Source organism: Roseburia sp. AF42-8 (genome assembly GCF_003435965.1).
Classification (GTDB): Bacteria; Bacillota; Clostridia; order Lachnospirales; family Lachnospiraceae; genus Roseburia_C; species Roseburia_C amylophila.
The window spans coordinates 43,846-61,686 of sequence record NZ_QTVB01000016.1; the positions used below are offsets into that span (position 1 = coordinate 43,846).

Sequence of the window (17,841 nt, forward strand, 5' to 3'; positions counted from 1 at the left end):
GACTTTTCGGAAAAACGAGGTCCTGAAAAAAATTTCTTACTTTTCCTATTGACCATATATGAATTATAGGGTATTATGGTAAATAGTTACAGGGAAGGAGAAAAAAGGAAATGGCGAAAATAGCACAATCTCTGACAGAATTAGTTGGTAATACACCAATACTGGAACTGAAAAATTACGAAGAAGCAAAGCATCTTCCGGCACACCTTTTAGCAAAGCTTGAGTATTTTAATCCATTGGGCAGCGTAAAAGACCGTGTGGCAGAAGCAATGATAGAACAGGGAATAAAAGATGGGCTGATTAATGACAAGACCGTTATTATAGAGCCGACCAGTGGCAATACCGGAATCGGGCTGGCATTTGTATGTGCGGCAAAGAAGCTGCATCTGATTTTAACCATGCCGGATACCATGAGTGTTGAGCGAAGAAAGATTGTAACAGCACTGGGAGCAGAAGTGGTACTGACCCAGGGACGGCTTGGCATGCGGGGCGCAATTGAGAAGGCAGCCCAGTTAAAAGAAGAATATGGAAATGCATTTATTCCGCAACAGTTTGAAAATCCGGTCAATCCAAAAATCCATGAGCTTACTACCGCAGAGGAAATCTGGCGGGATACGGATGGCAGGATAGACATCTTTGTAGCTTCTGTAGGAACCGGTGGAACACTGACCGGAACAGCAAGAGGCTTAAAGGCAAAGAAAGCAGACATTAAGATTGTGGCAGTAGAACCTGCAACTTCCGCCGTTCTTTCCGGAAAAGAACCGGGACCACATAAGATACAGGGAATTGGCGCAGGATTTATTCCAAAGGTTATGGATTTGTCACTGGTTGATGAGATTATTCCGGTAGATAATGATGTGGCATTTGATACCACAAGAGAAGTGGCAAAGACGGATGGACTCCTGATTGGAATCTCGTCCGGTGCAGTCTTACATGCAGCAGAAGAACTGGCAGGCAGACCGGAGAATAAAGATAAAAATATTGTTATCTTAATGCCGGACAGCGGAGAGCGGTATTTATCCACCTCTTTATTCGAATTATAAAATCAATGAAAAGAGATAGAAAGGAAATGTTGGGTGACATGCAAAAGAGCAGAAAACAGCAGGGAAAGAAAATTACATATCGTTACCACATCACTGCACTTTTATTTGCAGTCATGATGTTGCTGCTCAGTGGATGTGGCAGACAAAAGAGTGATGTCATTACCATAACCAATGTTTCCTATGATCCGACCAGAGAGTTTTATGAAGCATATAATAAAATGTTCATACAGCATTATGAAGCAGAAACCGGAAAAAAAGTGGAAGTCATCCAGTCTCATGGAGGCTCCGGCATGCAGGCACGTTCCGTAGTGGAAGGTTGTAATGCGGATGTGGTGACACTGGCACTGGCACATGACATTTCGTTGATAGAGGATACCGGATTGATTAATGAGGGCTGGGTGGATCAATTCCCGGATGAATCCGCACCATATACTTCAACCATTGTCTTTCTGGTACGAAAGGGAAATGAGAGAAATATCAAAGACTGGGATGATTTGATTCAACCGGGTGTTGAAGTAATCACGCCGGATCCGAAGAGCAGCGGCGGTGCATGCTGGAACTTTCTGGCAGCATTAAGCTATGCAAGGGAAAAGGATTATAGTGAGGCAGAACAAAAGGAATTCTTAAAAGAACTTTATGCCAACGTTTCCGTGATGGATTCCGGAGCAAGAGGTTCCACAACCACCTTTGTGGAAAATGGAAAAGGCGATGTACTGATTGCATGGGAAAATGAAGCCATGACAGTACTTAAGAATTATCCGGGAGAATATGAACTGATTTCTCCGACGGTCAGTATCTTAGCACAGCCCAGTGTGGCAGTGGTAGATGATAATGTAGATTTCAATGGAACAAGAGATGTGGCAGAAGCATATTTATCTTATTTATATGAAGATGATGCACAGCGGCTCGCCGCAGAGAATGGTTACCGTCCATCCAATCAGGAAATTTTAAAGGAATATGAAGATACCTTTGATCTGACGATGACACTTTGGAGTATTGATGATTTTGGTGGCTGGGATCAGGCATACAAAGATTATTTTGATGATGATGCCTGGTTCGATGAGATATATAACTACTAGAAGAAGAGGCAAGTATGAAAAGACGATTCCGTAAAAATAAAAAAATCAGAGTCATACCGGGATTTCATTTAACGCTTGGAATTACAGTTACAATGCTTTCACTGATTGTACTGATTCCACTGGCATCCGTAATGGTATATTCCTTAAAGTTATCTCTGTCAGAATTTTTCGGACTTCTGACCAAGTCAAATGTATTATATGCATTTGCCACCAGCATCGGATGTTCTTTCTTAGCAGCATGTATCAATGTGGTGTTTGGTGTGATATTAGCCTGGACGCTGACCAGGTATGATTTTCCGGGAAAACGGATTTTAGATGGATTTATTGAACTTCCATTTGCACTGCCTACTGCAGTTGCAGGTATTACTTTATCAAAGATGTATTCTGACACCGGAGTCATCGGAAAGCCGTTAGCAGTCCTTGGAATAAAAGCAGCATATACCCATGTGGGACTGGTCATTGCACTGGTATTTGTGGGAATTCCATTTGTCGTGCGTTCCGTTCAGCCAATATTGGAAAAATTGGATGGACAGTATGAAGAAGCAGCTTATATCCTTGGAGCGACACCGTCGAAAACATTTTTCAAGGTAATCTTATCTGAGATGAAACCGGCAATTTTAACTGGATTTGGTCTGGCATTTGCCAGAGGAGTAGGAGAGTATGGAAGCATTATCTACATATCCGGCAATAGTGCCAAGGAGCATACACAGGTAATTTCCTATGTTATTATGCAGAAATTAAATTATATCGATTATGCCTCTGCAACAGCAATTGCACTGGTTATGTTAATCATATCATTCCTTATTTTATTTGCAGTGAATATCATTCAGATGAAGCAGGCGCAACGCACGAATCAGTTATAGAAGGAGAAAAGTATGAATGAGCTTGAAAAACTGGAAAAAAGAAAAAAACGTACGCGTCATATTCTGATTACAGTCAGTGTACTGTTCCTGTTCCTGATGCTGGTTCTTCCGCTGCTCTGCATCATTGCAAGTTCCTTAAAAGAAGGATTTGCCTTTTACATGCAGTCCATCCGGACAGATTATGTAAAGAGTGCTTTAAAGGTAACTCTGATTGCAACAGTGGCAGCGGTGGTGATTAACACATTCTTTGGATTATGTGTTTCCTGGCTTTTAACCAAGTTTTCCTTCCGAGGAAAACAGGTGCTGGCAACCTTAATCGATATTCCGTTTTCCATTTCACCGGTTATCGTGGGACTGGCATTTTTGATGACATTTGGAAGACTGGGCTGGACATATCCATTTATCCGGGCAATCAACCAGTTCTTTGGAACAAATATCAGAATCGCTTTTGCAATTCCGGGCGTTATTTTAGCAACGGTATTTGTAACATTCCCTTATGTATCAAGGGAAGTGATTCCGGTTTTAAATGCCCAGGGCAAGGACGAAGAGGAAGCAGCAGCCCTGATGGGAGCCGGCGGACTGAAAATCTTTTTTAAGATTACCTTCCCGCAGATGAAATGGGCATTGCTCTATGGAGTCATTCTTTGTACCTCGAGAGCGTTGGGAGAGTTCGGTGCGGTCAATGCTCTGTCAAAGACAAGAGGAGAGACCTTTACACTTCCACTGGAAATCGATGCATTATATATGTCGGGTACAGAGCAGTCCGTTACTGCAGCATTTGCAGTATCCTCGCTTTTGGTTATTCTGGCAGTTATCATATTATTCCTTCGAAATATTCTGGAATATCGGGCAAAAACAAGAAGGGAGAGCCACTGATATGTATGTTGAAATGAAAGATATATGCAAACAATATGGCAGTTTTAAAGCTTCTGATCATGTCAGCTTTGGCATTGAAAAAGGAAAACTGGTGGCATTGCTTGGACCATCCGGCAGTGGAAAGACAACACTGCTTCGTATGATTGCAGGACTGGAAATGCCAAATTCCGGAGATATTTACATCGACGGAAAACGGGTCAATGATGTACCGGCTTCCAAACGAGGCATCGGATTTGTTTTTCAGAACTACGCATTGTTCCGCTATATGACCGTATATGACAATGTGGCATTTGGACTGGAGCTTCAGAAGGTGCCAAAGAAAGAGATTAAGAAGCGGGTAATGGAGCTTTTGGAGATTACCGGACTTTCCGGTATGGAGAAGCGGTATCCGAACCAGTTGTCCGGCGGACAGCGGCAGAGAGTTGCTTTTGCAAGGGCACTGGCACCAAGACCACAGGTACTGCTTTTGGATGAACCGTTTGCAGCAATTGATGCCAAAGTTCGTTCGGAATTAAGACTCTGGCTTCGCAGTGTGGTTACAAAGCTTGGAATCACCAGCATTTTCGTAACCCATGACCAGGATGAAGCCGTTGAGGTGGCAGATGAGATTATCATTACTAATCACGGAACCATCGAACAGATTGGAACACCGGCAGAGATTTATAATACACCGGATACTCCGTTTGTAGCACAGTTCATCGGACGTTCTTCCCTGGTGGAACATTACGAAGAATTACATGGATTTGATAAAATCGAGGGCGCAGCGAAAGCAGTCATCCGACCGGAATTTGTAAAGATACATAAATTTGGCAAAATTGACCGCTATATGAGTGCATCCCAGGATGGCATTGTAAAGGATATCGTATTCCGTGGAAACCGTCTGGATGTTACGGTAGACGTAGGCGGCATAGAGATAATCTGTGAATGGCCATTAGAAAAAGAAAGTCTTGAAATCGGAGAGAAGGTAAGCCTTTTGATTTACCGGTTATATGTGCTGGATAAAGAGCGGACGTATCTCTGTGAAAATAAAGAAATGCAGGAGGATGATGTATTCTACATCTAAGTTGCTATGGAAATTAAGAACAGGAAAATATTGGATACAGACATTTTAATTATTGGCGGTGGAACCGCAGGCTGTTATGCAGCACTGACCATTGCAGAACAGTCCGATGCGAAAGTTATCATTGCAGAGAAAGCCAACATCAAAAGAAGCGGCTGTCTTGCAGCCGGAGTAAATGCCATTAATGCATATATTGTAGAGGGCAGAAAGCCGGAAGATTATGTGGATTATGCCAAAAAGGATGCAGACGGCATCGTAAGAGAAGATTTACTTCTTACCATGTCGGAGGGCTTAAACCGTGTAACAGAGAAAATGGAGAAGCTTGGTCTTGTCATTTTAAAAGATGAGAATGGTAAATATGTGGCAAGAGGAAACCGGAATATCAAAATCAACGGTGAGAATATCAAGCCGTTACTTGCTTCTGCAGTAGAAGCACTGCCGAATGTTACCATATTAAACCGGGTGGCAATTACCGATTATCTGGTAAAGGAGAACAGGATTTATGGTGCAGTGGGATTTTCCATTGAAAATAAGACAGCAGTAGAAATCCGGGCGAAGAAAGTGCTTTGTGCAACCGGTGGAGCATCCGGTCTTTACCGGCCGAACAATCCGGGATTCTCCAGACATAAGATGTGGTATCCGCCATTTAATACCGGAGCCGGTTATGCCATGGGAATTGAATCGGGAGCAGAGATGACCACTTTTGAAATGCGTTTTATTGCACTGCGTTGCAAAGATACCATCGCACCGACCGGAACCATTGCACAGGGTGTGGGAGCAAAACAGGTAAATGCCCTTGGCGAAGTATATGAGACAAAATACGGACTTACCACTTCACAGCGTGTGTATGGAACCGTAAAAGAGAATTTATTAGGACATGGTCCATGTTATCTTCGGACAGAAGGAATCAGTGCAGAGCAGGACGATTCATTAAAGAAAGCTTATCTTAACATGGCACCGAGCCAGACCTTAAAATGGATTGAGCAGGGAAAGAACCCAAGTGAGCAGAATGTGGAAATCGAAGGAACCGAGCCGTATGTGGTAGGTGGACATACCGCCAGTGGTTACTGGGTTGACACCAGAAGAGAATCTACGATTCACGGACTGTATGCAGCCGGAGATGTGGCAGGAGGCTGTCCACAGAAATATGTAACAGGAGCCATGGTAGAGGGCGAGATTGCAGCAAAGGCAATGTTAGAAGACCTTGTAGAAGAAAATGCTGCAAGCCATGAAATGACCGGAGAAGAGAAAGCATTCTGTGATAGCAGATTTGAAGAAAAGATAAAAGAGTATGATAAGATTTTAACAAATCAGTCCGGCTTATATGATACGGAACAGTTAGAGGAAGCTATGCAGAAGGTAATGGATACCTATGCAGGCGGAATCAGTAATCATTATCAGTTTAATGAAAACCAGTTGAATCTGGCAGAAGAGAAAATCGAAAAGTTAAAGGAACTTTCGAAGGAGCTTGGAGCTTCCAATATGCATGAGCTGATGTTTGTCTATGAGCTTAAGAACCGGCTGACGGTCTGTGAGACACTGATTTATCATCTGAGAGCCAGAAAGGAAACCCGCTGGCACAGTTTTGCAGAAAACTTAGATTATCCGGATAAGAGTGATGAGTGGTTAAAATATGTGAATACCAGAAAAGAAAATGGAAAAATCCAAGTGCTCTTCCGGGAATTAGTAAAGCGAGGTGAGACCTATGAGCATAGCTATTAATCAAAGTAAATGTGTGGGATGTGGCAGATGCAGTCAGGTCTGTCCGGGAACACTGATTGGAATGGGTTCTGACGGAAAGGCATGTATGCTGTATCCGAAGGACTGCTGGGGCTGTTGCTCCTGTATTAAGGAATGTAAGGTAGATGCCATAGCACTTTACTTGGGTGCAGATATGGGCGGCATGGGAAGTAAGATGAGTGTAGCAAGCCGGGAACAATATCTGGACTGGAAGATAGAGAAACGAGATGGCAGCGTAGAAACCATCGTTATTGACAGAAAGCAATCGAATCAATATTAATAAATCGCCACGGGGTGGCAGAAAGAGGTAAGTATGGGTGAATTATCACATTTGGATGAACTGGAAGCAGAAGCAATTTACATCATAAGAGAGGTAGCCGCAGAGTGCGAGAAGCCGGTTATGCTTTACTCCATTGGAAAAGACAGCTCCGTAATGCTGCATCTTGCCATGAAAGCATTTTATCCGGAGAAGCCGCCATTTCCATTCCTGCATGTAAATACCACATGGAAATTCAAGGAAATGATTCAATTCCGTGATGAGACAGCAAAGAAGCTTGGCATTGAAATGTTAGAGTATATCAATGAAGATGGTGTAAAGAAGGGCATTAACCCATTCGACCATGGCTCTGCATATACCGATATCATGAAAACACAGGCATTGAAGCAGGCATTGAATAAATATGGATTTACCGCAGCATTTGGCGGTGGCAGACGAGACGAGGAAAAATCCCGTGCAAAGGAAAGAATTTTCTCCTTCCGTAATGAAAATCATGCCTGGGACCCGAAGAACCAGAGACCGGAAATGTGGAAACTTTACAACGCCAAAATCAATAAAGGCGAGAGCATTCGTGTATTCCCGATTTCCAACTGGACAGAAACCGATATCTGGCAGTATATCAAACGTGAAAAAATTGACATTGTGCCATTATATTTTGCAGCAGTACGTCCGGTAGTATATCGTGATGGAAATATTATCATGGTGGACGATGATCGTATGCGTCTGCTTCCGGGAGAGAAAATCCAGTACAAGAGTGTACGTTTCCGTACCTTAGGATGCTATCCTTTGACCGGAGGAACAGAGTCAACAGCAACTACATTGGATGAAATTATCGATGAGACTTTAAGTGCAGTATCTTCCGAGAGAACCACCCGTGTCATTGATAACGAAGCAGCAGGCAGTATGGAAAGAAGAAAGAGAGAGGGGTATTTCTAAGATGAGTGGATTATTAAAATTTATTACATGCGGTAGTGTGGATGACGGAAAGTCCACTTTGATTGGACACATTCTTTATGATGCAAAGCTTTTGTATACAGACCAGGAAAAAGCACTGGAATTAGATTCCAAAGTAGGAAGCCGCGGTGGAGCAATTGACTATTCTCTTCTGTTGGACGGACTGATGGCAGAGCGTGAGCAGGGTATTACCATTGACGTAGCATACCGTTATTTTACAACAGACAACAGAAGCTTTATCGTAGCAGATACACCGGGTCATGAAGAGTACACCAGAAACATGGCGGTTGGTGCATCCTTTGCAGACCTTGCAGTTATCTTAATTGATGCAAAACAAGGGGTACTGGTACAGACCAGAAGACATGCCAGAATCTGTGCATTAATGGGAATCAAGTTCTTTGTATTTGCAGTAAACAAAATGGATCTGGTAGACTACAGCGAAGAGCGTTTCAAAGAAATCGAAGCACAGATTAAAGAATTAGCAGACGAACTGAAGTTAGAGAGCATTTACATTATTCCGGTTTCTGCAACAGAAGGTGATAATGTAACAACCAAGTCTGATAAGATTAGCTGGTACAAGGGAGAGGCATTGCTTCCATACCTTGAAAAAGTAGATGTAACAGAGAAGAAGCAGGAAGAGGGCTTCTATATGCCGGTACAGAGAGTGTGCCGTCCGGACCATACTTTCCGTGGATTCCAGGGGCAGATTGAATCCGGTGAAGTAAAAGTCGGAGACGAAATCGTTACCCTGCCAAGCAATGAGCGTGCGCATATCAAGAGCATTTTAGTAGGAGATAAAGACAGCCATAGTGCCTTTATGGGACAGCCGGTTACACTGCAGCTTGATAAAGAAGTAGACGTATCCAGAGGCTGTGTCATTGCATCCGGCAATAACCTGCCAATCAGCAAATCCTTTACAGCAACCATTCTCTGGATGGATGATGAGGAGCTGACACCGGGAACCGATTATCTGGTAAAACTTGGAACCAAGCAGATTCCTGGTATCTTAAAGAACATTCAGTATAAGATTGATGTAAATACCGGTGAATTTATTCCGGCAGGACAGCTTAAGAAAAATGAGATTGCAGTCTGTGACCTTGATTTGCAGGAGCCGGTTGTCATCGATGAATTCAAAAAGCATAAGACTTTAGGAGAGCTGATTCTGATTGACCGTATTTCCAATATGACTTCTGCCTGCGGTGTAGTAGAAGATGCTACCGTAGATGAGAGCAAGGATTTAAAAGCAGCTTTCGTATATGGAAGTCTTAAGGGAAATGGAGACATTTTCGAAGAGTTCTATTATAACCTTGAGAGCATGACGATTGCAAGGTACGTCCGGTTCAGAAGACCTATACCATTGGAGATGAAATCCCGGTAAGCGGAGAAAGCTATCAGTATCCGGATGACTTCGATATTGTCATCTTAAGAGAAAGAATCTTTGTACAGGTTCGTGGACGCAAGGTAGAAAAGATTGCACCGCTGGCAGAATACCAGTACAACAATGTTCCGGTTATCAACGGAAGAGGATTTGCTGTTGCCATTACATCTGCACAGGATGCACAGGCATTCTTAGACGATTTGGCTGCAGCAGGTGAAAAACCATCCAGCGACTTCTTCAATAAGTGGTTACATTTTGAGACTTATCGTAAGATATTTTCAAAGACGAAATCTGGTTATAAAAATAAGAAAGCTGCGGGGAATACGCTTTTTGCGGTTCCCCATAAAAAATGCGGGATACAGGAGGGATTCATATGTCGATTAAGAAAATTGCGGCGATAGCAGGCGTTTCGACAGCCACTGTATCCCGTGTTTTGAATAATCTGGATTACAAATGCTCTTCCGAAGAATTGCGGGAGAAAATCTGGCAGATAGCAAGAGAGATGAACTATATGCCAAACGAGGCAGCCAGGAATCTGAAAATGGGTAAGAGTACTACAAAAGACACGATGTATTACCTTGATATTTTAATGACACGGACGGGAAATAATCAGGAATAGTGACGGCTTAATTATACCTGGAAAATGTGAGCCCCAGGTGTTAAAGAAGCTGTCTTCCTACTATAAAGTAACTCCCTTTTTACAAAAGTGTGTCTGATGCATAATTCCTTATAATTATTCGCTTTTTCTACTTTTATACATTTTATATTCATTTTCCATAATGTGGAGCTTATTTTTTGATAAGTTGTCGTGCAATTTATTAGAATGGAATTTTTGAAAGAGCCAGCATCTTGAATGGGCTGACTCTTTCAATGTCATCTGTAATTGACAAACTGGAATTTATATAATTATTCCTCTAACTTTCCCCATTTTATAGGCTTTCCCGCCTGTCCATTAGTGAAATGATATGTAGTTTCCCTTATTTTTGCCCTTATGAGATAATCACAAGGGAAATAAGGGAAATTTTTTAGTCATTGCCCACCACTTTATCAAGAAGCCGAACTGATTTTCGTTTCGCATCTCTTGTGGAGTGAGCATAGACGTTCATTGTGGTACTGACATCTGAGTGTCCCAACAATTCCTGCACATCTTTTGGGGCAGCTCCATTTGCTAAAAGGTTGCTTGTATAGGTGTGACGTAACTGGTGGAAATGAAAGCCTTCAAATCCCTCTAATGTTTTTGCCACCTTTCTGCAAACAGTCCCCAAAGTAGTTGGAAGTTCCAAACAACCATCCGGTCTTAAACAGACGAAAGAAATTTCTTTATAATCTGTCGGGACTTCCTCTGTTCTGTCTAAACAATAATATTCGTAGTACACTCTGTTTTTCTCTTTGACCTCTTTGTAGTAGTTCGTGTGATAAAGTTCTCCGTACTGCATTCGATTTTTTAACTGCTCTTTCCGGGCATTACGGAAAATCTCTACCAGTGTATCTCCAAAATCAACAACCCTTACTTTTTTCCGCTTGGTTGGTCCGATGATATATTTGCGCTTTGAGCCATCATATCGGATGCTGCGTCTTATGGTAAGGCATTGTTCTTCCAGATTTACGTCCTGCCATGCCAAACCGCAGGCTTCTCCAATACGAAGCCCGGCATAATAGGCTATCTGGATTGGAAGTATTGCGGCTGGGTTCTTTTTTTGCAGATAAGCAAGCAATCTTTCATAATCTTCTCGTGAAATTGGTTGGACATTTCCGTCCATATCCTCATCGGAAAACAAATCCACTTCATCCGTCTGATACCGCAGTTTAATATACTGCATGGGATTGAACGTAATATACTGCTTTGGAAATACTGCAAAACGGAAGGACTGCTGCATGACTGCGGAAAAAGAATGGATATAATCTTTGCTGTAACCCTTTCTCTCTTTTCCGTCGGGATGAACTCCCCCGAAGGAAAGCAAATCGAAGAAGGATTGCAAATGTTCAGAGGTTACATTTTTCAGTTTCCGTTCTGCCAATGGGTGTTTCTTGATATTTCGGATTGTTCCGAGGTAATTCTCCACCGTACCATTGCTGAGCGTACCTGTTTTTAATTCCTCCTCTGCCCACACATCCAAAAGCTGTCCGACTGTGAGATTTTCCGCTTTGGCAACAAATTTCTTTTTCTCATAATCATCCATTGCCTGACGGAGCAGCTTTTCAGTTTCACTTTTGCTTTCTGTTCCAACGCATTCTTTCTGAACAAGATTGCCGCTTGCGTCCTCTACATAGAAGCGGTAGTACCATTTCTTTCCTTTTTTTCTTACAGATCCTTTTGCCATAATCGTATGTCTCCTTTCGATATTAGACAATCGGAACTGATGAAATGCTTCGTGCGTGTAAGTATATCATAACTCCGGTTGTCTTACTATACCGATTCGGAATCTTCGTATAAGACTTCTGATAAAAGATTTGCAAGCCTTTGTTCTGCTGTTTTTGGTTTCTTGGAATAGAGCCTTACAACGTCTGCCATCTCATTAAAAGCATTGATGGTGTGAGTGATTTCCCTTAAGAACATAATCTCATTATATTCATCATTCGATTCAAACCCTATTGTTTTGGCAATATCCGTCTGACCAGCATTCCCCTTGAAGTTTTTGCAGGCGAACTGGAAGGAATCCAAAAACAGACCATATTGTTTTAACATCAGCAGTAATAAATCTTTTGAAAAAGCATCTTCTTCTTTGGTAAGGGCAAGCGGTAACTGTTCCAGAATATCTCCCATCGCATCACGAATCTGTAACTCTCTCTTATCCGTAATGTCGGTTTCATATTCATCTGTTTCCCCTTTGAGCCATTCCACAGATACATGGAGTGCTTCCGAAAGACCTTCCAGCACCATTTTTTTCGTATTGTCAATCGAACCATTCTCATAACGCAGGATTGTAGAAGCGGTAACACCCATCTTTTCTGCGACATAAGGCTGTGTCAGATTCAATTCCAGACGGCGCTGTTTTACTCTGCTGCCTATCAGCTTGCGTAGTTCTTTATCTTTCATGCTGACTGCCTCCTTTTTCGGTATGTATGAATTATAGCATTGTTTTTCTGCAATTGCAATATGCAACTTAAAAATTATTTTTAATATTTCGTAACGCTTGACAAAAAGATATGAAAAGGATATACTTACATCACAAGAATTGCATAATGCAATTTATAAGGAGGTGATTATATGACGCAAAGAAAAATTGCATTATCCATCGAAGAAGCTGCTGACTATACGGGAATCGGCAGAAACACCTTAAGACAGCTTGTAGAATGGAAGAAACTTCCAGTATTAAAGGTTGGTCGCAAAGTCCTGATTAAAACCGATATTCTGGAAATGTTTATGGAAGCGAATGAAGGTCGTGATTTGAGGGATAGAGGAAATGTAAAAGCCGTAACAAGAACTGCGGCAAATTAAAAAGGCGGCTTCCAAAGAAACCGCCAAAGGTTCTATCAGACCGAAGCCATGATATACCTACACGCAAGAAGATTATACCATGTGCTTCTTCTGATACGCAACCGAGAACTTATGTTTGTAAAAGAAAGGGGAATGTAATCATGGCAAAATCAACAAAAAGTTATGAAGAACGAATGCTTGAAATGGAAAAGAAGGAACAGGAAAGCCTTGAAAAAGCAAAACGATATGCAGCACAGAAGAAAGAACTTCTGAAACGAAAGAAAGCCGAAGAAAGTAAAAAACGAACCCATAGGCTCTGTCAGGTTGGCGGTGCGGTGGAATCCGTTCTCGGTGCGCCTATCGAGGAAGAGGACATCCCAAAGCTGATTGGTTTTCTGAAAAAGCAGGAAGCCAATGGGAAATTTTTTTCAAAGGCAATGCAGAAAGAAACACATACCGATATGGAGGAAGTGTAATGGCGGGGGGGGGATGAGTTTTTCATTCCCTTCATTGCTTTTTCATGAAGGGCGCACTTATGGACAACCAGAGGTCGTCCCAATAAGTTTGCCACAAGTGGCAACCGGTCTTCGCTCACGCTTGCCGGGCTCGTTCCGTCGGCGGGGCTTTCAGCCAGACCTGCTCATGCCGCAGGAGGCACTCTTCGCCAGAGGGGCGCATTCCATGCAGGCTGCTATGCGCAGGGCACTCTTACGCAGAGGGCGTTCCGGCAATACTGCTTTTTCTAAAACTGAAAGCAATGTTGCCGGAAATCTATGCCGGATGTGCAGAAAGGGGGAATCCAGACATGGCGATTTTTCATTACACAATCAAAATAGTCGGACGAAGTAAAGGGAAATCTGTTATCTCCGCTTCCGCATATCTCAATGGGGATGTGATGAAAAACGAGGAAACCGGGCGAATCAGTTATTACACTTCTAAAAAAGAAGTGGTCTACACCAGTCTGATGATGTGCGAAAACGCACCTCCTGAATGGCAGATAGTACCAGAAGAAAATATAAAACGCTTTCAAAAATCTGTCCGATACAAAAGGTCAGAAGATAAAGAAGCTGCTTTAGAAAAATTTAAAATCACATTTCAGAAACAACGGTTATGGAATGAGGTATTGAAGATTGAAAAAAGTGCAGATGCCCAACTTGGCAGGTCATTTGAATTTGCCCTCCCCAAAGAATGGAGCAGACAGGAACAGATTCAATATACAGCCGACTATATCAAAAAAACATTTGTGGATAAGGGAATGTGTGCTGATTGGAGTATCCACGACAAAGGGGATGGCAATCCTCATGTCCATCTGCTTCTGACAATGCGCCCTTTTAACCCGGATCATTCTTGGGGGAAGAAAGAAGTCAAAGATTGGGATTTTGTCAGAGATAAAAGCGGAAATATCGTGATTGATGAATCCCATCCGAACTGGTGGCAGGATAAGAAAAACCCTGACCGTCATGGAATCCGTATCCCTGTATTAGATGAAAACGGAATCCAGAAGATTGGTGCAAGAAACCGCCTGCAATGGAAACGGGTACTGACCGATGCTACGGGATGGAACAATCCAAAAAACTGTGAACTGTGGCGGAGCGAGTGGGCAAAGGTGTGTAATGAACATCTGCCTTTGCATAATCAGGTCGATCACCGTTCTTACGAAAAGCAGGGAAAACTCCAGATTCCTACCATCCATGAAGGTGCTGACGCAAGAAAGATTGAACAAAAGTTTCTTGCCGGGCAGGAAATAAAAGGTTCGTGGAAAGTAGCGGAAAATCAAATCATAAAACAACAAAACACGTTATTGCAAAAGATACTGGACACCTTTGGGAAAGTATCAGGTGCATTATCATTATGGAAGGAGCGATTAAATGACATTAGAAGAAAGCCGGGAAATTATACCCTTAATGGAGTCCATGATTGGGCAAATCGAAGAACAGCAGACCTTAATGGCAGAAATGCTTCTGGAAATGCAGAACCGGGACACCCAACTCTCTCTTATGCAGGAACAGAATCAGAAATTGCAAAAATTAAACAGCGAGTTATCCGAGCTGCTCAACATTTTGCCAAATACCGAGGAACTACTTTCCAAGATGGAAGAACAGAAAACGAAGATAGAACTTTTGGAAAACGAAAATCAGCAATGGCAGATATTGGCACAGAAGCTGAACAGCGAAAACAGTTTATTACTGAAACAGAACACCGAATTGCTGAACTGGAACAGCAGGTAGAGAAAGGACGTGATATAGATGAACGAATCCAGAGAATTAAAGAACGCCGAACAGTTGGAAGAACTTCTGCTCTTGACCGAGGAGATACAAGAAGAGTTGGAACAGAAAGACCAGCTTATCGTGGAACTGAAGACGCAGCTCAACGAATCTCTGACCTTGAACGAGAAATTAAACAAAGAGAACAGAGCCGGGAATATTCAAGCATTAAAGAACGACTTGAAGCTGGCAGACAGAGCATTGCGGAGCGAGAAAGAGAAGCTGCGAAGCGCAAACGTCACGATAGAGGAATGTCAAGATAAAATACGATGCTTAACACAACAACGGGATTATGCCCGGACACATCAGAAAATCGTAGAGATACCGGTAGAAAAGCCGGTACTCTATAAAAAATGCGAAGCCTGTGACCGGACAGCCTATCAGAATGCAAAAGCAAGATACGAAACACAAAAAGAGCAACTTGCAGGACAATATAAAGCAAAAACGGTAATGTTCCAAACAACCTTGTTCCTTCTTGCATGGTATTCGCTGACAACCACTCTTTTTCAGGCAGTACAGTCAGATGTGTTCCTTTCCGATTGCAAATCATTCTTCCATGATGCAGCATCATTCATACAAACTTTTATCGGTTGGACGATTGATGCCGGGCAATCTGTGGCACAAATCAGCACAAAAATTCCAAATGAGATTATAGCCGGAATCATATATTGGTTATTGATGATATTGGTTGTTGGAATATGTGTGGCAGGGACAGGGATACTGGCAATACTGATAGAAATAAAGGTTATAGAATTATATAAGAAAAACTGTTGGGATGTTATTACCCTACTGATGATACTGACAAGTGCGGCTGTCATCATTTATTTTGGAGAAGTAATTAAAAAAGCATTATCAATAAATCTGTTGTTCTTTTGGTTAATTTTACAAGGAATATATCTTACAATTCGACGCTATATAAGTCAAGATACTGATTGACTGGATACAAAATATTTGATAAAATATAAATAGAAATACAGCAGATCAAAGGAGGTAAAACTTATGAGAGCAAAGAAAGTGATTGTAGGGGTAGCTATTAGTGCAATGTTAATTTCTTCATCAATTCCAGTAATGGCATTTTCTGTTACAAACGGGAATAAGACATTTGATAAAAAGTGGGAATTGAGCACTACATCTGATGGCGGAAAAGGTGTTTTGACTTATGGTTATAATACTCTTGCTATTAATGAAGATTATGCACACGCATATCATTCAACTAAAGATCATTACGCATATGTCAAGAATGGAAATGGTTCTTTTTCGGGTTCAAATGTTGGTAAAGGTAATTGGTCTAAAATTGAGGTTGCTCATAAAGGAAATAGTATTACCTACGGTAATAGCTACTAAACAAAGGTTCGGGATAATGGCTGAGTGGTTGGAATTCCAACCACTCTTTTTTGTGGAGTGTATATAAATGAAAAAAAAAAATAAAATATATAGGAATTGTTTTGGTTATTTTGTTCTGTTGCTATAATTTATTTTGGTACTTCGGGAGTTATAAACCATATAACGAATTTCAGAAAGACTTCCCTGAAATAGAAGAATCTGGAGTAAAAATTTACACAGATAAAGATGGATTCCAGTATAGTGTGTCTGTCCCTGATTATTTGCTTTGGAATGGAAATCTTGCGATAGCTGAGTCAGATGTTCGATATGCACTAATTATTTGGATAAAACCATTTCACCAAGGAATAAGTCAAGGCGTGCTATTTAATGACTATAAGGATTTGAATACTCAAATTATGTTGTCAAGTAGCAAAAAAGCTGAAGATCAAGAAGATCAATGGATTGTTGATGAAAATAGCACAATATTGACTACGATATTTGAAAAAGCAAATAAAGTATGGAATCTGGGGTTGAAATAAATGAAAGCAATTAAAAACTTATGTTTGTTTTGTTTCCTGATTTTTGGAATACTTATGCAATCTGAAATATTTCAAGATCAGCTTTGGAACTTTTCTACAGCATATTTTACGTCATCACGCTATGAAGTTGCTAGTGAAGATATGTCGCAGTTTCTGAAAGATGTATCAGAAACTGCAACGGAGAATGATGTACATATTTTTTCTCAGTACAATGAAATCAATAATAAATACCTTTCAACACTTCATATTTATGGCGATGATAAAGTAATCAGACAAACATTAAAAAATACTGCAAACATAGAAGAATCAGAATATACCGCTTTAGTTTCCGGAATTACGAAAGTAAAATTTCATAATCTCTCAGAATTGCAAAGTACCTCTGTGGGTTATGAAAACTTTATCTCATACATAGGAAATGAGGACAATATTATCTCTGCATATCAGAAATTATCAGAAAAATATAGCTTAACTTATCCAGAATATTGGAATTCTACGGAAAAGGACATGATTTTTATTATATGGGGTATGATTATTGCATTGATGATTGTTCTAAATGTAATTGAAGTGGTTAGGCGAAAAAAAGAGGTTGTTGTACGAGTTTCCTTAGGAGAAAGTGCTGGTTTCATAGCATTTAAGGCTGCTTTATTCGATGTAACTTTTGACATTGCATTATTTATTGTTGCAAAAATATTGCTGTCAAATTATATATCGGGAGCATATGAGAATAGACTCGTCACAATTTTATATTCCATTGGAATTATTCTTTCCACTATTCCATATTGTTCTTTTTGCTTTTTTGATATTAGAAAGGCATTCGCAAATGCAACACACAAAAGAGGAGTGGATTTTTTAATTTATTCGTTAAAATTTATAGCAGGGGTAGCCGCTGTTTTTACAATTACCACTAATATTAGTAGTATTCATAATAACCTATTTACAAATGAACATTTGTTAGAAGAATATTATGATGCAAATTATTTTACCGTAAAGACTACTGATTTTAATGCTGAAAAAGAAGAAGCTTTTT

The 17,841-nt window shown here is 41.0% G+C and carries 19 protein-coding genes and 1 pseudogene; 17 read left to right on the plus strand and 3 right to left on the minus strand.

What is annotated here, in order from left to right:
* The first annotated feature begins 110 nt into the window (after positions 1-110).
* From cysK to DW059_RS08610, 9 genes are all read left to right on the plus strand, one after another.
* A complete protein-coding gene (cysK, locus tag DW059_RS08570) occupies positions 111-1,043 on the plus strand; it encodes a cysteine synthase A (protein ID WP_117698496.1) in 933 nt (310 codons plus the stop codon).
* A gap of 113 nt (positions 1,044-1,156) precedes the next feature.
* The gene (locus DW059_RS08575; protein ID WP_242986180.1) at positions 1,157-2,122 is read left to right on the plus strand and encodes a sulfate ABC transporter substrate-binding protein; all 966 of its coding nucleotides are present in this window, start codon (positions 1,157-1,159) and stop codon (positions 2,120-2,122) included.
* A gap of 14 nt (positions 2,123-2,136) precedes the next feature.
* Positions 2,137-2,985, plus strand: coding sequence for a sulfate ABC transporter permease subunit CysT (gene cysT / locus DW059_RS08580; protein WP_117698497.1), 849 nt, complete (start codon positions 2,137-2,139; stop codon positions 2,983-2,985).
* A gap of 12 nt (positions 2,986-2,997) precedes the next feature.
* Positions 2,998-3,861: a sulfate ABC transporter permease gene (locus DW059_RS08585; RefSeq protein WP_117698498.1), complete on the plus strand. Its 864-nt coding sequence runs from the start codon at positions 2,998-3,000 to the stop codon at positions 3,859-3,861.
* A gap of 1 nt (position 3,862) precedes the next feature.
* The gene (locus DW059_RS08590) at positions 3,863-4,924 is read left to right on the plus strand and encodes an ABC transporter ATP-binding protein (RefSeq protein WP_117698499.1); all 1,062 of its coding nucleotides are present in this window, start codon (positions 3,863-3,865) and stop codon (positions 4,922-4,924) included.
* 6 nt (positions 4,925-4,930) lie between these two features.
* On the plus strand, positions 4,931-6,643 hold the full coding sequence (locus DW059_RS08595) for an adenylyl-sulfate reductase subunit alpha (RefSeq protein ID WP_117698500.1): 1,713 nt from the start codon (positions 4,931-4,933) through the stop codon (positions 6,641-6,643).
* Positions 6,627-6,941, plus strand: coding sequence for a 4Fe-4S dicluster domain-containing protein (locus tag DW059_RS08600; RefSeq protein ID WP_117698501.1), 315 nt, complete (start codon positions 6,627-6,629; stop codon positions 6,939-6,941). The genes DW059_RS08595 and DW059_RS08600 overlap by 17 nt, the downstream gene beginning before the upstream one ends.
* A gap of 33 nt (positions 6,942-6,974) precedes the next feature.
* Positions 6,975-7,874, plus strand: a complete 900-nt coding sequence (cysD, locus tag DW059_RS08605; protein ID WP_117698502.1) for a sulfate adenylyltransferase subunit CysD — start codon at positions 6,975-6,977, stop codon at positions 7,872-7,874.
* Position 7,875: 1 nt separating this feature from the next.
* Entirely contained in the window at positions 7,876-9,270 is a 1,395-nt protein-coding gene (locus DW059_RS08610) for a GTP-binding protein (protein WP_330408350.1), read from the plus strand.
* 13 nt (positions 9,271-9,283) lie between these two features.
* Here DW059_RS08610 and DW059_RS17240 read toward each other — a convergent pair whose 3' ends face one another.
* Positions 9,284-9,511 (minus strand): hypothetical protein, encoded by a 228-nt coding sequence (locus DW059_RS17240; RefSeq protein ID WP_330408351.1) that lies wholly within the window; start codon positions 9,509-9,511, stop codon positions 9,284-9,286.
* Positions 9,512-9,643: 132 nt separating this feature from the next.
* Here DW059_RS17240 and DW059_RS08615 point away from each other — a divergent pair, with 132 nt between their 5' ends.
* Positions 9,644-9,889 (plus strand): LacI family DNA-binding transcriptional regulator, encoded by a 246-nt coding sequence (locus DW059_RS08615; protein ID WP_242986179.1) that lies wholly within the window; start codon positions 9,644-9,646, stop codon positions 9,887-9,889.
* A 406-nt stretch (positions 9,890-10,295) separates the two neighbouring features.
* Here the strand turns inward: DW059_RS08615 and DW059_RS08620 are convergent, their stop codons facing one another.
* Positions 10,296-11,591 (minus strand): tyrosine-type recombinase/integrase, encoded by a 1,296-nt coding sequence (locus DW059_RS08620; protein WP_005608354.1) that lies wholly within the window; start codon positions 11,589-11,591, stop codon positions 10,296-10,298.
* 86 nt (positions 11,592-11,677) lie between these two features.
* Positions 11,678-12,307 carry a helix-turn-helix domain-containing protein gene (locus DW059_RS08625; protein ID WP_005608353.1) on the minus strand — a complete coding sequence of 210 codons (630 nt, stop codon included), beginning with the start codon at positions 12,305-12,307 and terminating at the stop codon, positions 11,678-11,680.
* A 171-nt stretch (positions 12,308-12,478) separates the two neighbouring features.
* Between DW059_RS08625 and DW059_RS08630 the strand changes: the two genes are divergently transcribed.
* The 7 genes and pseudogenes from DW059_RS08630 to DW059_RS08665 all read left to right on the plus strand — a co-directional run.
* Entirely contained in the window at positions 12,479-12,709 is a 231-nt protein-coding gene (locus DW059_RS08630; protein ID WP_004843519.1) for a helix-turn-helix domain-containing protein, read from the plus strand.
* A gap of 140 nt (positions 12,710-12,849) precedes the next feature.
* The gene (locus DW059_RS08635; protein WP_005608351.1) at positions 12,850-13,164 is read left to right on the plus strand and encodes a hypothetical protein; all 315 of its coding nucleotides are present in this window, start codon (positions 12,850-12,852) and stop codon (positions 13,162-13,164) included.
* A gap of 329 nt (positions 13,165-13,493) precedes the next feature.
* The gene (locus DW059_RS08645) at positions 13,494-15,215 is read left to right on the plus strand and encodes a MobA/MobL family protein (protein WP_040893156.1); all 1,722 of its coding nucleotides are present in this window, start codon (positions 13,494-13,496) and stop codon (positions 15,213-15,215) included.
* Positions 15,154-15,888 carry a DUF6040 family protein gene (locus DW059_RS08650; RefSeq protein ID WP_005608347.1) on the plus strand — a complete coding sequence of 245 codons (735 nt, stop codon included), beginning with the start codon at positions 15,154-15,156 and terminating at the stop codon, positions 15,886-15,888. The genes DW059_RS08645 and DW059_RS08650 overlap by 62 nt, the downstream gene beginning before the upstream one ends.
* A gap of 63 nt (positions 15,889-15,951) precedes the next feature.
* On the plus strand, positions 15,952-16,296 hold the full coding sequence (mdcF, locus tag DW059_RS08655; protein WP_005608346.1) for a broad-spectrum bacteriocin mediterrocin MdcF: 345 nt from the start codon (positions 15,952-15,954) through the stop codon (positions 16,294-16,296).
* Positions 16,297-16,397: 101 nt separating this feature from the next.
* On the plus strand, positions 16,398-16,814 hold the full coding sequence (locus DW059_RS08660) for a hypothetical protein (protein WP_009244917.1): 417 nt from the start codon (positions 16,398-16,400) through the stop codon (positions 16,812-16,814).
* Positions 16,815-17,841, plus strand: a pseudogene (locus tag DW059_RS08665) (DUF1430 domain-containing protein); the annotation flags it as partial.

Bases quoted from the DNA above. Each gene is read 5' to 3' on its own strand.
- cysK (WP_117698496.1), top strand. From the start codon at position 111: ATGGCGAAAATAGCACAATCTCTGACAGAATTAGTTGGTAATACACCA.
- DW059_RS08575 (WP_242986180.1), top strand. From the start codon at position 1,157: ATGATGTTGCTGCTCAGTGGATGTGGCAGACAAAAGAGTGATGTCATT.
- cysT (WP_117698497.1), top strand. From the start codon at position 2,137: ATGAAAAGACGATTCCGTAAAAATAAAAAAATCAGAGTCATACCGGGA.
- DW059_RS08585 (WP_117698498.1), top strand. From the start codon at position 2,998: ATGAATGAGCTTGAAAAACTGGAAAAAAGAAAAAAACGTACGCGTCAT.
- DW059_RS08590 (WP_117698499.1), top strand. From the start codon at position 3,863: ATGTATGTTGAAATGAAAGATATATGCAAACAATATGGCAGTTTTAAA.
- DW059_RS08595 (WP_117698500.1), top strand. From the start codon at position 4,931: ATGGAAATTAAGAACAGGAAAATATTGGATACAGACATTTTAATTATT.
- DW059_RS08600 (WP_117698501.1), top strand. From the start codon at position 6,627: ATGAGCATAGCTATTAATCAAAGTAAATGTGTGGGATGTGGCAGATGC.
- cysD (WP_117698502.1), top strand. From the start codon at position 6,975: ATGGGTGAATTATCACATTTGGATGAACTGGAAGCAGAAGCAATTTAC.
- DW059_RS08610 (WP_330408350.1), top strand. From the start codon at position 7,876: ATGAGTGGATTATTAAAATTTATTACATGCGGTAGTGTGGATGACGGA.
- DW059_RS08615 (WP_242986179.1), top strand. From the start codon at position 9,644: ATGTCGATTAAGAAAATTGCGGCGATAGCAGGCGTTTCGACAGCCACT.
- DW059_RS08620 (WP_005608354.1), bottom strand. From the start codon at position 11,591: ATGGCAAAAGGATCTGTAAGAAAAAAAGGAAAGAAATGGTACTACCGC.
- DW059_RS08625 (WP_005608353.1), bottom strand. From the start codon at position 12,307: ATGAAAGATAAAGAACTACGCAAGCTGATAGGCAGCAGAGTAAAACAG.
- DW059_RS08630 (WP_004843519.1), top strand. From the start codon at position 12,479: ATGACGCAAAGAAAAATTGCATTATCCATCGAAGAAGCTGCTGACTAT.
- DW059_RS08635 (WP_005608351.1), top strand. From the start codon at position 12,850: ATGGCAAAATCAACAAAAAGTTATGAAGAACGAATGCTTGAAATGGAA.
- DW059_RS08645 (WP_040893156.1), top strand. From the start codon at position 13,494: ATGGCGATTTTTCATTACACAATCAAAATAGTCGGACGAAGTAAAGGG.
- mdcF (WP_005608346.1), top strand. From the start codon at position 15,952: ATGAGAGCAAAGAAAGTGATTGTAGGGGTAGCTATTAGTGCAATGTTA.